This window comes from Syntrophorhabdus sp. (assembly GCA_012719415.1).
Lineage (GTDB): Bacteria > Desulfobacterota > Syntrophorhabdia > Syntrophorhabdales > Syntrophorhabdaceae > Delta-02.
Genome location: JAAYAK010000118.1, coordinates 1 through 15568 on the forward strand (window position 1 = coordinate 1; position 15568 = coordinate 15568).

The 15568-nt window shown below is 60.6% G+C and carries 14 protein-coding genes; all 14 read right to left on the reverse strand.

Annotated features, from left to right (window positions below; translation table 11 throughout):
- Positions 1–462 (reverse strand): glycosyltransferase family 4 protein (locus tag GXX82_07235; protein ID NLT22823.1); only part of this gene is annotated, 462 nt, incomplete at its 3' end.
- A 105-nt stretch (positions 463–567) separates the two neighbouring features.
- Complete coding sequence (locus GXX82_07240; GenBank protein ID NLT22824.1) at positions 568–1734, reverse strand: glycosyltransferase family 2 protein; 1167 nt, start codon at positions 1732–1734, stop codon at positions 568–570.
- A gap of 2 nt (positions 1735–1736) precedes the next feature.
- Positions 1737–2996: an aminotransferase DegT gene (locus GXX82_07245; protein NLT22825.1), complete on the reverse strand. Its 1260-nt coding sequence runs from the start codon at positions 2994–2996 to the stop codon at positions 1737–1739.
- A 41-nt stretch (positions 2997–3037) separates the two neighbouring features.
- A complete protein-coding gene (locus GXX82_07250) occupies positions 3038–4072 on the reverse strand; it encodes a FemAB family PEP-CTERM system-associated protein (GenBank protein ID NLT22826.1) in 1035 nt (344 codons plus the stop codon).
- Positions 4073–4118: 46 nt separating this feature from the next.
- Positions 4119–5033 carry a DUF3473 domain-containing protein gene (locus GXX82_07255; GenBank protein NLT22827.1) on the reverse strand — a complete coding sequence of 305 codons (915 nt, stop codon included), beginning with the start codon at positions 5031–5033 and terminating at the stop codon, positions 4119–4121.
- A gap of 5 nt (positions 5034–5038) precedes the next feature.
- Positions 5039–6568 (reverse strand): sugar transferase, encoded by a 1530-nt coding sequence (locus GXX82_07260; GenBank protein ID NLT22828.1) that lies wholly within the window; start codon positions 6566–6568, stop codon positions 5039–5041.
- 22 nt (positions 6569–6590) lie between these two features.
- Entirely contained in the window at positions 6591–7331 is a 741-nt protein-coding gene (locus GXX82_07265; protein ID NLT22829.1) for a CpsD/CapB family tyrosine-protein kinase, read from the reverse strand.
- A 99-nt stretch (positions 7332–7430) separates the two neighbouring features.
- A complete protein-coding gene (locus GXX82_07270) occupies positions 7431–8756 on the reverse strand; it encodes an AAA family ATPase (GenBank protein ID NLT22830.1) in 1326 nt (441 codons plus the stop codon).
- A 45-nt stretch (positions 8757–8801) separates the two neighbouring features.
- The gene (locus GXX82_07275) at positions 8802–10184 is read right to left on the reverse strand and encodes a hypothetical protein (protein NLT22831.1); all 1383 of its coding nucleotides are present in this window, start codon (positions 10182–10184) and stop codon (positions 8802–8804) included.
- 23 nt (positions 10185–10207) lie between these two features.
- Positions 10208–10981: a polysaccharide export protein gene (locus GXX82_07280; GenBank protein ID NLT22832.1), complete on the reverse strand. Its 774-nt coding sequence runs from the start codon at positions 10979–10981 to the stop codon at positions 10208–10210.
- A 25-nt stretch (positions 10982–11006) separates the two neighbouring features.
- Entirely contained in the window at positions 11007–11258 is a 252-nt protein-coding gene (locus GXX82_07285; protein ID NLT22833.1) for a hypothetical protein, read from the reverse strand.
- A 201-nt stretch (positions 11259–11459) separates the two neighbouring features.
- On the reverse strand, positions 11460–11873 hold the full coding sequence (locus GXX82_07290) for a hypothetical protein (GenBank protein NLT22834.1): 414 nt from the start codon (positions 11871–11873) through the stop codon (positions 11460–11462).
- A 292-nt stretch (positions 11874–12165) separates the two neighbouring features.
- The gene (locus GXX82_07295; GenBank protein NLT22835.1) at positions 12166–13575 is read right to left on the reverse strand and encodes a sigma-54-dependent Fis family transcriptional regulator; all 1410 of its coding nucleotides are present in this window, start codon (positions 13573–13575) and stop codon (positions 12166–12168) included.
- A 54-nt stretch (positions 13576–13629) separates the two neighbouring features.
- Positions 13630–15450, reverse strand: a complete 1821-nt coding sequence (gene glmS, locus GXX82_07300; protein ID NLT22836.1) for a glutamine--fructose-6-phosphate transaminase (isomerizing) — start codon at positions 15448–15450, stop codon at positions 13630–13632.
- Positions 15451–15568: the final 118 nt, after the last annotated feature.

Sequence of the window (15568 nt, forward strand, 5' to 3'; positions counted from 1 at the left end):
CCTGACGGCTTCGCTGACATCGGGGGACACCCCTATCGCCCCATCGGCAAGACGCATCAAGGCACCGCCGAGGATGCGCCAGGGCCTGCCCATCAGCTCAACCTCCCTGCGGCTGTGCGCCGTGTAGAAGATCCTTGAGCCGTGGCGCCTTGCCCCGTAGAAACCATAGAAGAATGGCGTGAAATGGTGGGCGTTCACCACGCGGATGGCGTTTGCCCCGATGAAATCCGAGATACCGCGCATGACACTCAGCGCGTCCTGCCGTGCCGAGCGCATCCGCGGAAGGAGCGTGGCAATGCCCATCTCTTCGAGCGTCTCCCGGAGGTCCCCGTCAATGAGCGCCGCCGCGAAGCAATTGAACCTCCCCCGGTCGAGACGGCGGCACAGGTCGATCACAACCCGTTCCGACCCCCCGGTGCGGAAAGTCTGAAGGATGAAGAGAATGTTGGTCTTGGAGGTCATTGTATGCTCTGCATCTCAGGTCTCAGGTCTCAGGTCTCAGGTCTCAGGTGAAAAACACGAAAGCATGAAAGCTTGAAACATGGAACCTGAAACCTGAAACTGTCTTTACCGTTGTGTTGCCCAGGTTGTGTACTTTTCGCCTTTGAGGAATTTGATCCAGCCGATGAGGATCGCGAGGTTCACGGCGCAGAAGGCGTGTGCCGCACGGGACAGGCGGGTGAGGAAGGAGAGGGGAATGTTGAGGGACCCCGCAAGCCACAGGACATAGAGACAGGCCTGCAGGAAAAGGATCGCCCCGTACACAGACCCTCCACCCGCAACCGTGATGAGGACGTTCGTGAACAAGGCGGTGAAGAGCGCGAAGGGGGCGAAGAACCGCATGAGCTTGTGCGAGACGAGTTCGAAGGAGAACAGGGGGAATCTGAAGGGATTCAGGAGCCCCGGATGCCTGAAGATGGCCCTCAAGGACCTCGTCGTTATCCTCACGTGCCTCGTGAACTCACCGGACACGTCGGGGGCGGCGGGCTCGAGACAGAACGCGTCGGGGGCAAGAATTCCCCGGTAACCCTGCCGCACTATCCTGAGGGGTATCACGAGATCGTTGATGTCGCTGGCATCGAGGGGCCGGTAGAGGGACTTGCGGATGGCAAATATCGCTCCGTCCGCGCCGACGCAGGAGCCTATCCTGCCCTCGAGTGCCTTCGTAAGCCTCTCGACGCGGGTGTACAACCCGGCGGGGGACGATCCGCCGTCACCTTCCCGGGAGAGGTATTCCGTCCTGCCCGTCACGAACCCGATCTCCCTGTCGGAGAAACTCTCCACCAGGCACCTTACCGCCCGGCGGTCGTACCGCGAATTGGCGTCGGAGAAAACGATGATATCCCCCGCCGTTTCAGGCACGGTCCTGTTCAGGCAGGCCGTCTTGCCGATGTGTCCTTCACAGCGTTTCAGGACGATGGCCCGACCCTCGTATTTGCGCACGATATCGTCGGTCCCGTCGCTCGACGCGTCGGAGACGACCACGATCTCGAGGAGTTCCTCCGGATAGTCGAGATCGAGAGAATTGAGCAGCTTGTCTTCGATCGCTGCTGCTTCATTGTACGCTGAAATGAGGAGACTCACCTTCGGAAGGCGGTCGGTCCCGGGATAAACCGGCCTGTGTGTCCCGAAGACACCAAGGACCGCAAGAACGAGAGGGTAGCCCGCGTAAGCGTAGAAAACAACGAGAACCGCCGTCCAGAACACTAATGCTATGTATGCCGTAAGGTCCATGGTCAGGCCCTTTCCCTCCTCGCCACACCGGGCGCGGCCATGTCTACGCCGAGGGCGCGGCCCTCTGTCCCGACGCGTCGTGCCGGCCTGAGGAGGCGGGCCATCTCGTCCCGGTCCCCGTCCCTGACATAACGGTGCAGCGGCAGTGTGACAAGACGGTCCGCAACGAGACGGGCCGAGGGAAAGGCCATCCCGGCGAACCGATGCGCTATCTGGGAGATCTCGTTTATCGGAGAGGGATACATCCGTGTTATCCCAAGACCCCTTTCCTTCGCTGTCGAACATATCCTTTGCCTGCGCTCCCGGCTCTCCGTCATGAAGGGAAGCCTCAGGTAGCCGGCGGACGACGGGTCGCCCGCGATCCGGGCCGAGTCGAGCGCGCGCCACAGCATCCCCGCCTGCTCTCTCCGAACGGACACGGCCGCCTCCAGGCGCCGGCGCCATGTCGTGCACAACCCGGCCTGCATGGGGGAGAACCTCATCACCGGGAACCGGGTGTCGAAGACGGTGCGGCCCAGGTGCAGAAAAGGAAGGGCCGCGGGCAGGGAATAGAGGCGGGGACGAATAAAGAGGTTCATCGCCACAACCTTGATGTACTCCCTCGCCTGTCTCGCCTTGCCGGGCAGGGGAAGCGACGATAGCTCCCTGTCCACCGCGCTGCCTATGGCGTCGGAGTTGGTCACGATGATCCCGCCCGACCCGCAGGTCACGGGTTTTCCCCTCCCCAGACTGAAGAAGCCCACATCCCCGATGGTCCCCAGCATCTTTCCGCCGCGCCTGACGCCCATTGCCTGGGCGGCATCCTCGAGGACAAATACAGCCCTTTCCCTGCAAATGTCCACAACGCCCTCCATGGCCGAGGGGATCCCAAAAAGATGGCTCGGGACGACGCAGAGCGTCCTCTTGTTGATGCTCTTCCCGAGGAGCGCGCCGTCGAAGTCGAACGACGAGGCGTCGACATCGCAGAGGGCGACCTCGAGCCCCGCACGAACGATGGCGGAAGGAACGGAAAAGCATGTGTATGCGGGTATGAGGACCTCCGTCCTGTCGGGTTTGAGCGATCGCAGCGCACGGAGTATGACGTACAGAGCTGCCTTGCCGGACGAGACGAACCAGACGTATCGTACACCAAAGTGATCCTTGATCTCCTTCTCCAGCTTCTTGAGGTACCTCTCCCCCGCGAAGAAGCCTTTGAGCCCTTTCCAAAGGTCCGCGGGACAAAGAGGGGCGGCGGTCGGGGACAGGGTTCGCCGGATCCTCATCGCCTGTGTCTTCCGTTGTGAAGATCGTCTGTCATGGTATCCTAGGGAAGGTTCTTCACGAGGGGCGGCCCTATGAGCCTCGTCAGGGCCAGGGGAAGATGCTGCCATATCCTTATCGCCAAACCGTACTTCGGGTTGTGGGGATTGATCTCCGGCATCGGCCGGCCGTTTCGCAACCAGTAATGCCAGTGGAGCTGTGTGGGTCGGGCGCCCCATTGCTCCTTGAACCTGTAGGTGCCTTCGCCGGGAGTGGAACGGCCGAAATCGAAGATCCTGTAACCCGCATCGCAGGCAAACCCCAGCACGGTGGCGTACAGGAGCATATTGGGCCCGTAACGGTTGAAGTCCCTGAGGGACGACGCCCAGGGGATCTCCATGGTCTCTCTGAACCCGACGATCATCCCCGAGGCGACAGGGCAGCCGTCCTTCGCGTATACGGTTGAGATCCGCGCCGTCTCGGGAAACCTCTTGAGGATGTTGCGGAAGAACGTCCTCGAGTAGACGGGGGTACCGAGGTCCCTCATGTTCCGTGAGAAAACGTGGTAAAAGCCCGGGAGTTCCTCGATCCCCCCTATCCTGGCCCACATTCCCTCCTTCTCGGCCCTGCGCACCTGGCTCCTCAGCTTGGAAGAGAAGGACGCCATCAGCTCCTCCTTTGCCCCCGGGAGCGATAGTCTCATGGAGACCTTTGACGTCTTGACCGGCAGCCCGGGCAGGAGGTTCCCTGTGTGCCTCAACTCCATGTGGCTTATTTCCATGCTTCGCATCATCCTGGCCGCCTCGTTGAACAGCCTCTCGCGAACGCGGCGGTCATCGGCACATACCCCCCCGTAGTTGAAGAACGGGAGGGACACCACAAAGCTGCCGAAAAGAAAACTGTTGAGGTGAACGAGGGGCAGTATCCCGTCGATCTCTCCATCGCCGCCCAAGGACAGGAGATAACAGGTCCTGTGTCCGAAACTCTCCTCGATGACGTCCTTCCAGCCGGTGAGATGGTAGCAGCTCGCACCCGCGTTCTCCCTGACATACCTGTCCCAGGCATCGCGGTCTGCTTCGGTGTATGTGCGAATCGTCATCGTGATCGACCTCCCTGTGAATGGCGCACGAGGGCAGTTCCCGGCATCATCGCGCGGCGGCGATCCTGTCCGCGGCATCTCCATGGGTCCTCTCATGCCGGCCGATCCCGAGGTGGCGGGAACATGAGATGAAACAACTGTCCCGAAACCGGTCGAGGAAGTGCCTGAGTCTCCCCATGGTCCTGTCGAGATTGAGGTAATGTCTGAAACGGCTCACCGGTCCGATCCCTCGGGCGCACCTCGGCTGCCCCGGGTCCACTTCCCAGGGGTGGCAGTAGAAAACGTACTGCCCCTCCTTTCGGAGGATGCGGGCAACACCGCGCTCGAAAAGGGCCGTCGGCCAGAGCCTGAAATAGCCGCCACCCGCCCACGGGACCGTCCGCCCCATGAACGTGAGGTTGCTCACCGGCAGTTCCACGATGCCGCTGTCCGCCACGAGATGCCCGTCAGCGCCTGGCCGGAGGCCGTCGGACCGTCCGTACCGGCTATTGAGACCGAAGCTGTTGTAGCTTGAATCGTAGGCGAAACCCAGCTCCGCCAGGATGTCCGTCATCTCCCGCGTGATGGAAAAGCTCGGCGCCCGGTAACCCGCCGGGGCCTCCCCGGTGATGTCCCCGAGCACTGATCTGCTCACCTCGATGTCCCGGCGAAGAGAAGCACCCGTGAGCTCCCGGCACATCCGGTGGGAGTGACCGTGTGAAGCTATCTCGTGACCGGCCCGCACGATCTCCCGGATAAGCCCCCGACAGCGCTCGGCCACCCAGCCGAGGACGAAGAAGGTCGCCTCCACGCGGCACGCGTCGAAAAGCTCGAGCAGCATGTGCACGTTCCTTTCTACGCGCAGTTCGCAGAGGTCCCATGTCTCCTGGGGGAACAGAGGCCTAAGGTTCTCCACCTGGAACCAGTCCTCGAGATCGACGGTGACCATTATGGGTTTCGGATCGCTCTGTCGTGAGTCCATGCGACCTATCGCGCCCCGTCCTTCAGGAGGACCACACCAACGGTGCGCAGGAGGATCTTGAGGTCCAGGAAGACGGACATGTTCTTGACATAGTAAAGATCGTATTCGAGCTTGATATGCGCGTCTTCCACCGACGCCCCGTACCGGTAGTTTATCTGTGCCCATCCCGTCAGCCCGGGCTTCACGGTGTGACGCACATAGTAATAGGGCAGCTCGTCTTCGAGGGTATCGACGAACTCGGGCCGCTCCGGGCGAGGTCCCACGAGGCTCATATCCCCCTTGAAGATGTTCCAGATCTGGGGGAGCTCATCGATGTGGGTGAGGCGCAGGAGTTTGCCCACCCGTGTGACCCGTGGGTCCTTCTCCGCTGCCCATCGCGCTCCGGCCTTCTCGGACCCCGACTCCATGGACCGGAACTTGTAGATCGTGAACACCTGTCTGTCCTTTCCCACCCTTTGCTGGGTGTAGAAGACGGGGCCGGGAGAGTCGAGCTTGATGGCAATGACGGCAAGGGCTATAACGGGACTCATGAAGAAGAGGATGATCCCCGATGCGAGAAAATCGATGAGGCGCTTGAGCTTCTGCGCGAAGTCGGCGCGGAGGAGATAGAAGCCCTCCGCGAAGAGAAGCCACTGGTCGGCGATGCCGCGCACCGGGATCCGACCCGTCAGAGCCTCGTAGACATCGGCCATGTCGCGCACATCGATCCCCTTGAGACGGGCGTCGAGTATGGTGCGTATCAATCGCACAGACCGGTTCTTCGGTATCGCGAGGATGACCGTGTGCGCCCCCGTACCGGCGGCAACGTTAAGGAGTTGGTCGCTCCCGCCCATTATGGCCGGGTATCTTTCAGTGTCGACCTCGTCGAGGTTGTCGTCGAGGAACCCCTTCACTTCGTACGGCGACAGGGGTGACTTGAGCAATCTGCAGATGGTCCTGCCGCAAAACCCGGCCCCGAGTATCAGTGTCGGGACCTTCGGGCCCGTCTTCTGGAAAACGATCCCGTAGCTCCAGCGCCAGAGATTGAGGAAGTACCACGCGAGAGAAGCCTCGATGACCATGACGCCCCTGCCATAGGAGCCTAAGGGGACAGCGTAGAAGACGCAGACGGCAAGCAGGGTCCCGAGGGTCACCGCTATGGCGCTGCGAAAGGTCGTCTCCCAGGAACGGAATACGCGCTCCACATTGTAGAGGTCGAAGATATAGAGGGCCAGCGGGTACAACACGAGGGTGGAGATGGGTCCAATGGAATAGTGGAGAAGGGCCCTGCCCCCGAAACCCACCCTGAGCCCGACGGCCGCGATGATGGCCAGCGAGATGAGAACGACATCGCCGAGAAGCAAAAGCCAGCGGTACCGGGGAAACCCCAGCGGCACCTCCGCATCGGCCTGCGGCCTCCTCTCGTTCCGTCCGTCCTCTACGGCGGTTTCGAGGGGGTCCGGGCCGCGGCGCACCTCGACGCGGCCCGCAGGAAAGTATCCCTGGACCGTCGGGTGGTAGGGAGCCCCGGTTTCGGGGTGCAGGTATTTTTCCATGTTCTTTCCCTGTTCCTCCCCGTTACAGGTAGTTGTAGATGCACTGGGGAATGTAGTGCTGCTGCTTGTTGAAGACGACGCCGAGAACGGTCCCGCCGTTCTTGATGACCTTTTCCTTTACGCTCAGCGCCACCTGCCACCGTGTCTTCTCCGCCTCCACCACGATGATCACCCCGTCGACAAGAGGGATGATCGAGGGCCCGCTCGTATACATCATCGCCGGCGGGAAATCCACCACGATGAGTTCGAACCTCTCCTTGAGAAGGTCCCAGAACCCCCCGCCGTTGCCGAAGTCGATCACCTGCGGCCCCGTCGGGTCGGACAGGCGAAAGAGAGGCAGTATGCACAGACTGGTCCCGTCCACCGGGCACAGGGCCTTCTCGATCTGCCCTGCCGCGAGGCTTGCGTCCAGCTTGAGGTCAGGGTCCATTTCCGGATAGACAAGTCCGTTGTAGCTTCCATCGCAGTCGACGAGTACGACCTCTTTCTCCATCCGCGACGCCACAGTCTTCGAGAACTCGCGGGCGATCGTGGAAGTCCCCTCGCTCGAACGGGACCCCACAAAAAGGACGGAACGATGCCCCTTGCCCGGGAGGGCCGCGGTGATCGTCTGATAGAGGGTGCTCATCTCAAGCTCCATGCCCGCCCTGCTGCCGTTCGTCCCTTCGACACGCGGGACGGCCGCCGGGGGGGAAGGCTCGGGCTCAAGGGGTACCCCCTCCGCTTCCCGATAATTCTCCAATGCGTCATAGATCCTGCTCATTTTGCCTCCTTTACGGGACGGGTCTTCTCACCATCCCTGATACCTCTTCCATTGCTCGCCGCGGAAACATCCTCACCCAGGGCACGGAAAAAGCGGGGGTTACCGGCCGGTACCTTCACCCTCCTCGGACAGGAGGGGAAAGGTCAGCATGCCGCCGGCATGGATGACATCCGGGTTCACAACCTGAGGATTGTTCTTCTGGATCAGCCGGAGGGTCCTCTCGTCGGATCTTCCATACACCTCTCTCGACAGCTTGATAAGGGTATCTCCGTGCGCTATTGATTTCTTTACCGCCTCGCTCCTTTTCTCCACGACCGACGGGAGCGCGGCACCAGCGCCCGGCCTGGCATCCGCCGACGGCGGGTTCTCATCTGCGGGGGGTGCCTCCTGCTGCGGGGCGGCGGCGGACGGCGGTGGCGCCTCACCCGTTACCGCGGCCGGCGGCGGCGGAACGATCGTGGCCACCCGGGCGCTCTCCTTGTTCTGCTCCACGTAAGCGAGGGTCCGTATCTTGCCGAACACGGTCTCCTGGTTCGGCAGGAACCATGCCATCGCGATGAGCGCCACCGTCAGGGCCGAGAGGGCGGGAAACCACCACCGTCCGGCGGAGGGCCATTTCAACCCGTCGAAATCGCGTATGATCTCCCGTGCGATTCCCCGGGTCACAGGTTTTCTGCGATAGCCGAAACCGGTGATGAGCGCGTTGTCGCACAGGACGTTCATGACCCGCGGAATACCCTTCGCCTTTTTGACAATGGCCTTGATCGAGGCCGGGGTGAAGACCGCCGACGGCGACACACCGGCTTTCTCGAGCCTGTACCGGATGTACTCCATGCTCTCGTGCTCCGTGAGGGGCAGGATCGTCGACCTGATGGCGAGGCGCTGCCTGAGCTGTCTCAGTCTGTGCTGCTGCAGCTCCTCCTCGAACTCGGGCTGCCCCACGAGGACTATCTGGATGAGCTTGTCCCTCGATGTCTCGAGGTTGGAGAGCATGCGCAGGTTCTCCAGGGTGTCGACGGGCATGTTCTGCGCCTCGTCGACAACAAGGACGATCGTGTTCCCCGCTCTGTATTCCTCTATGAGGACCTCATACAGCCGATTGGTCATCTCCACGACATCGCTCGTCTCCACGGGGAGTTCCAGCTCCTGGTAGATCGTTTTCATGAGCCCCTCGAAGCTGAGCCTGGGATTGAAGACATAGACGATCTTCAGGCGCTTCTTGTCGGCCTTCTCGAGATAGGACCGCAGTATCGTCGTCTTTCCGACACCGACAGCACCGACAATTGCGACAAAGCCCTTCTTCTCCTCTATGCCGTAAATGATGGCCGCAAGCGCCTCCTTGTGACTCGGACTGAGATAGAGGAACTCGGGGTCCGGCGTGATATGGAAGGGCTGCTTCCGGAGATTGTAAAAGTTGAGATACATGGCTCACCATCCCATCATGATTTTTTTCAGTCGGCCGGCGTGCGGTCATTTCTTCGTCACCGTGATGAGAACGGGCACGCCGAGGCTGTTCTCCGCGCTCGCGGGCGTCGGCATGCCGGGCGTCATAAGCTCGAGGATGATAGCAAGAGCTATGCCTGCCGCGATACCGCCGAAAAAGCCCGCGCCGAGCATCTGGCTTCTCGTGAGTCTCTGTTTCTTCGGAAAGGCGGGGACCGTTGCCTTCTGGACCACGCTGACAGCCACCATCTTTTGCCGGTCCATGTCGTCCATAATGAGGGACTCTTCCAGCTTCCGGGAATAGATCTGGTGGTTCTGTTCCAGCTGGGCGGCCTCGCGCTTGAGGCTCTGGAGTTCCCGGCCATGCCTGTCCAGGGAATTGAGCTCTCCCTCGACCTGCCTCATCTGTGCCCGTATGCTGCCTGCCCTGGCGCGCGCACCCGCCAGCTGACCCTCGATCCTGGCCACTTCGACACTTCTCGCCTGCTCGGTGGCCTTAGCCGCGGCATCCTTCAGGGCGTTGAGTTCCTGGCGAACTGTTTGGACCATCCTGGAATTCTCCGTGTACCTCTCGAGGAGTCCCTGCTCCTTCTGCTGGAGGGCGACGAGCTGATTTCGCGTCTCCGCGGGGAGATCGGCCGTCCACCTGGAACTGCGCACAAAGGCCATCCTCTGTTCCAGTTCGGTCACTTCGTTCTGGGCCGTTTTCAGCTTTTCATCAAGGGTCCCGAAGAGTTCTATAAGGTTCGTCTTCTGCTCCTCGAAGGAAAAGACCTTGTTCTTCAGCTTGAAGCTGGACAGGTTGTTCTCCGATTCCTGCAACCTTTCCTGAAAGGCCTTTTCCTGTCGCTCGAGGAAGGCGGTGGTCTTGCCCCCGAAGACGTCGAGATGCTTGTCCTTGAAGGTATCCACCAGGGTGTTGACGACCGTCGCGGATGTGGAAGGGTCCCCGTGGCTGAAGGCGACCTGAATGAGTCCCGACCCGGGAATGTTCATCACCTTCAGATTCTCTTCAAAGGAAGCGATGGACGCCTGCTCCGCGTCGGTCTGCGCGGCGGACGCTTTCGCGATCGCCGGGTATATCCGGTCGATCCCCAGCGTCCTTATGACCCGCGTCATGAGGTCCTTGCTTGTCAAAATGCTTATCTCGCTCTTCATGATCGTTTCGGGCTGGACGGAAAGGGCGGGGCTCGAGTTCGCCCCCTCCGATGTCCTCATGAACTCCCTTCCCAGCTTGACGAGGAGAATGCTCTTCGCCTCATAGATCCGGGGAGCGAGAAAGGCGTACAGGGCCGCCGCTCCGAAGACAACGACAAATACGGCGAGGATCGTGTATTTGCGTTTGAAGACCACGGAGAGAAGGTCTCGTATGTTGGTGAAGTCAATGGGTTGATGCCGCTTCTCGGTCATGGTTTGTCAACCTCCCTTGGTTGTCACGGCGCCACCGTCACAGAGGAGCCGGAGTCGGGATAGACATTGGTAAAACCGCCCAGTGAATACCTGTAGGGATTCGAGAATTGCTGGAACCCGGGGAAACCTCCGGGGACAACCCTGTTGATGTATTCGTCCACGAACTTGTTCACCCTGGCAATGTTGGACTTGGGAACATAGACGATGTCATAGGGCATGAGGTAGATATCCTGGCTGAGGTCGGTTCCGTCAATGACCTTCCCGAGGTCGATGTTGGCCGCCATGGGTTTGCCTTCGAAGTCCTTGCGGATAACGATCACGTTCGAGAGCCGTGCCGTCTCGCGCAGCCCCCGCGCCTGGGCTATCGCCCTCATGACCGTCGTGGGACCCTTGATCTCGACCACGCCGGGGAGAAGGACCTCGCCGTCTACAAAGATCTTCTGGTCGGAGAAACCGCGCACCGTGATGACGATCTCCGGCCTTTTCAGTTCCGATGCGTACCGCTGTTTCAACTGGCCGGCCATCTCGCCCGGTGTCAGACCCGCGACCTTCATCTCCGGGGCCAGGGCAAGGGATATCCGTCCGTCGGGTCTTACCGTGACCCCTGTTTCGTTGTACTCGGCTCCGCCCACGAATTTGATGTCCAGAACATCCCCCGCGGCGATCACGTATTCCTTCTGGGGATAGGCCCGCGACTGCTGGTCCATCTGGTTGATGGATGCGGGATTGATGACGGAGTTTGGCGCGCACGCGGCAAGCAGCAACGCCGCCGCAATAACAAGCCCGAATGCTGGCATCTGAGGTCTCATTGTCTCCACCTCCTCATTTTTGCTTCACTTTCCGGTCACTCAATCCCGGAAACGTCCTGTCGTCGATGCTGTCGCCTGCCCTGTACATGTCCGCCCTGCCACCGAGATCGATGTATTGCGCAGGCTTACCGTTGCAGCTCACCAGCGCCCTCGTGCCATCCTTTTCGAGGATCACGCAACGGGAAGACCCGGCGAAACCCGGACACGGAACCGCGAGGGCCAACCCGAGAACGGCGGCTGCGGCTATCATGCATTGATCTCTCATTTTCACCTCCCGAGAGAAGTCACTGTCCCTTCAAGGCCCGATGGGGATCGTTTCGGAGCAGGCTACCGCCATTCAACCTCCCGGTCGTCCTGTGCATCGTCGTCCCGCGACGGGGACCTGTGCTTTCCCTGCATCCATTCACTGTTCACGGGCGGTGCCGGGAGGGCTCATCCCTCGCGCCGCTCCGCCCTCGTCATTCTTTCACCACCCGCCGGTCATCTTCCTGATGACCGACAGCAGTTCGCCGAAATCGGCATCCTTGTATGTCATGAACCGGGGTCTCAGTTCGTGCCCCAGGGCCACGATGTCCTTCTTCCTGTTCGGCAGTATCAAAACTATTTCAACGTTGCACAGGAAGTACCTCATGGAAAGGATGTCCATGAGGTCCTCCCTGTCGGAAACCAGGATGATGGCTATCACCCTGCCTTCGGCGGGAAGGCAAAGCCGCTGCTTCAGACTCGCGAGACTCCTGAAGAGCTCTATGTGTTCATCGAAGAGAAGAGGCTCCAGCACGCACCTGAGCTTCCTGGGAAGGTCCTCGCGGTTCTTGGCATAGAAGATCGTGTCGTAGCGTCTTTCGATGCCGGGCCGCACTTTCGAGTGTCTCTCGTTCACGCTGCGCTGTCTCATCGGTCTTTCCGCGTGTTTTGCATCCACAACGGTCACCGTGTATCAATAACCGTGCCATCCGTCGACCCTTTCGTAAAGCATTGACAGCAAAGGATTTGCGGGGGACGGGAACCGCGTTCCCCGGCAGCGTGGAATAGGGATATGTTCACTTTTCCGGGACGTCATCCAACAAAACTGGACTCTTTGAGGGTGCATTCCGGCATATCGACCGGGGAGAGGACAGGGTGCCTCGACACGCGGCGTGATTATCGGAACGTGAGAGTGAACGACTTGAGGCTCAGTGCCGTATGTTGTATTTCTTGAGAAGGCCGTAGAGTCTCGTCCGCGACAGTCTGGACAGGGCACATGCCTCCTTGATGCTGCCCGCCGACGAGGTCAAAAGATTCCTGAGGTACATCTCCTCGAGATCCGAATAGGCGGTCTGGCGGAATCTCTTCAGGCTCAGGATCTGCTGCGCCGCGCTCCGCCGGTCACCGTTGCCGCTCCCCACCGGGGCGCGATGGTCATCATCGAACAGTGATCTCGCGATCGTGATGCGCAGTTCCTGCGGCAGATGCACCGGGAAAAGCGTCTCTTCGTGGAACCCGGCCGCGCAGGCATGTTCGAGGACATGGAACAATTCTCTCACGTTTCCGGGCCAGTCGTACCGCGTGAGGTATTTCATGAACTCGTCGGAGAACTTCTTCGGCGCGACGCCGAAACGGCGACAGACCTTTCCCACGTAGAAGACGGCCATGTCCCTGATGTCCTCCGGATGCTGCCTTAAGGGAGGCAGGTGTATCGTCATGGCGCCGAGACGGTAAAGAAGGTCGCCCCTGAACTTCCCCTCCGCGACCATCTGCTCCAGGTTCTTGTTCGTCGCGGATATGAGTCTGAAATCGCTCTCCACTTCCTTTTGGCCTCCAACCGGCCGGAAGCGATGCTCCTGCAGCACCCGCAGAAATGTCTTTTGCAGCGGCAGCGGCAATTCCCCCATCTCGTCGAGGAACAGGGTTCCCCTGTGGGCCTGCCTGATGAGACCGTCCTGCGCTTTGTCCGCCCCGGTAAAAGCGCCCTTCGAGTGCCCGAAGAGTATGCTCTCCACGAGGGTTTCCGGCAAGGCCGTGCAATCGACTACCACAAAATTGTCCTGCGACCTCCTGCCGTTCAGGTGGATCGACAGGGCGAAGAGCTCCTTGCCCGTACCCGTTTCTCCCGTGATGAGAACGTTGAGGTCACTGTCGGCGGCTCGTTTGACCATATCCATCGCGGCCCTCATCGTGGGGCTGTTCCCGACAATGCCGTTGCGCTTGATCTCCGCCGTCCCCTCATTGCTCTGATGTTCCCTTCGATACTGCGCCACCCGCGTGAGGCATGCCGTCATCTCCTTCACGGAAGCCGGTTTGCGCGTATAATCCCAGGCCCCGTTCCGTATGGCCCGCTCCGCGCTCTCCGCTGTTCCGCTGTCAGCCAGGATGATGACCGTCGGCGATGACGGGGCGGCATGGATCTCATCCAGGATATCGAGCGGGCTTCCGTCGGGCAGTTCGGCATCGATGAAGATCACGTCGGGTGGGTTGGACGCGACCTTCTTGAGACATTCCGAGATGGTGTGTCCCGTCGATACGTCGTAACCGAGGTGAAGGGCGCATCCGGCCAGCATCTCGCTCGCCGGTCCTTCACCGTCAATGATGAGCACCCGGATCATGGCCCGCGATCTCCTCCCGAACCTGCATGAGGACATGTTCTCCCGGTCATGTCATCACTCCACCGTCACGCTTTTCGCAAGATTGCGGGGCTGGTCGACATCCATGCCCAAAAGGTCCGCGATATGATACGCGAGCAACTGGAGGGGCACCATGGAAAGGATCGGCTGCAGCTCGTAGACCGTTCGAGGCACCGTAATCACCTCCGACGCCCTTGCCGCCATCTCGTGGGCCTCGTCGTCGCTGACGAGCAGGACGCTGCCTTTTCGTGCCAGCACCTCTTCCATGTTGCCACAGGTCTTCTTGCAGGTCCTGTCCGACGGGGAGACACAGACAACCGGCATACCCTCGTCGATGAGCGCGATGGGTCCGTGTTTCATCTCGCCCGCCGCGTGGGCCTCGGCATGTATGTACGAGATCTCCTTGAGTTTGAGGGCTCCCTCGAGCGCCGTCGGAAAGTTGATGCCCCTTCCCAGGAAAAGGAAGTTCCTGAATGACATGTATCTTCCCGCCGCGGCTTCGACGCACCGCGCCGAATCGAGAACGCTCTGCACCTTCCGGGGGACCGTCCGTATCTCCTGAAGACGTTCCCTGACATCCTGGCAATCGAGGGTCCCCAACTTTCTCCCGATATGGAGCATGAGCAGGAACATGACGGCGATCTGCGTGGTGAAAGCCTTCGTTGAGGCGACCCCTATCTCCGGGCCGGCATGGGTGAAGACGACATTGTCGGCCTCCCGGGCCAGTGTGCTTCCGAGAACATTGCATATGGACAAGGTTGACGCGCCCCGCGACCTCGCCTCCCTCATCGCCGCGATCGTGTCAGCCGTCTCGCCCGACTGGGACACGGCAATGAACAGGTCGCCGGGCGACACGATGGGATCCCTGTACCGGAACTCCGAGGCCACATCCGTCTCGACAGGGATCCTCAGGTTCGTTTCTATCATGTGTTTACCGATCATGCAGGCGTGATGGGACGTGCCGCATGCCACCATCCAGATCTTCCGCGATCCGGCGAGGTCCGGTAGCTCCATTCCCTCGAACTCCACCTCGCCCTCTTCCTCTCGCGCCCTCCCGAGAAGGGTGTCCGATATCGCGCGGGGCTGCTCGAAGATCTCCTTCAGCATGAAATGGCGGTATCCGCCCTTTTCCGCCATTGCGGTGGCCCAGCGTACCTGCCGGACCTCCCGGACGACGTCCTCGCCGTCCACGTTGATAAGCCGCATGCTGCGGCCTTTGAATATGGCCATGTCGTTGTCTTCGAGGAAAACGAACCTGTCCGTCCTGTTGATGATGGCCGGAATATCACTGGCGATGAAGTACTCCCCGTCACCTATCCCCACGATGAGGGGGCTTTGATTCTTGGCGGCCACCAGGGTCCTTTCGGACTCCTTCAGGACACCGATCGCCCAGGACCCTTTAAGCTCCTTGAGCGCGAGGCGGACGGAGTCGGTGAAATCCCTGCCCTTCTGCGCGTAGTCGGCAATGAGGTGGGGGATGACCTCCGTATCGGTATCGGACATGAAAACGTGGCCCGCCTTTTTGAGCCGCTCCTTCAGTTCGAGGTAGTTCTCGACGATCCCGTTGTGCACCACCACTACGTCGCCTGCCCTGTGGGGGTGGGCATTTCTCTCGGAAGGCACCCCGTGCGTCGCCCAGCGTGTGTGGGCGAGGCCGATGCTCCCCTTGAGGGCGGCACCGCTCACGATCTTCCTGAGCTCTTCGACCTTTCCCTTTCTTCTCTCGATGTGGATGGCCCCCTCTCCCAGCAGGGCTATCCCGGCGGAATCATACCCCCTGTATTCAAGCCTGCTCAATGCGTCAATGAGTATCTCGCAGGCCTGCCGACCGCCTTCATATCCGACTATCCCGCACATCGCTCCACCACCTCCACGTCCCTCGTCCGGCACTTCCCCTTCATGACGGGGCCGAACCTTCCGGCTCTCCCCGTCCCGCGCCCCGCCCCTGACAGGAGCCGGAAGAATGCCTACAAGT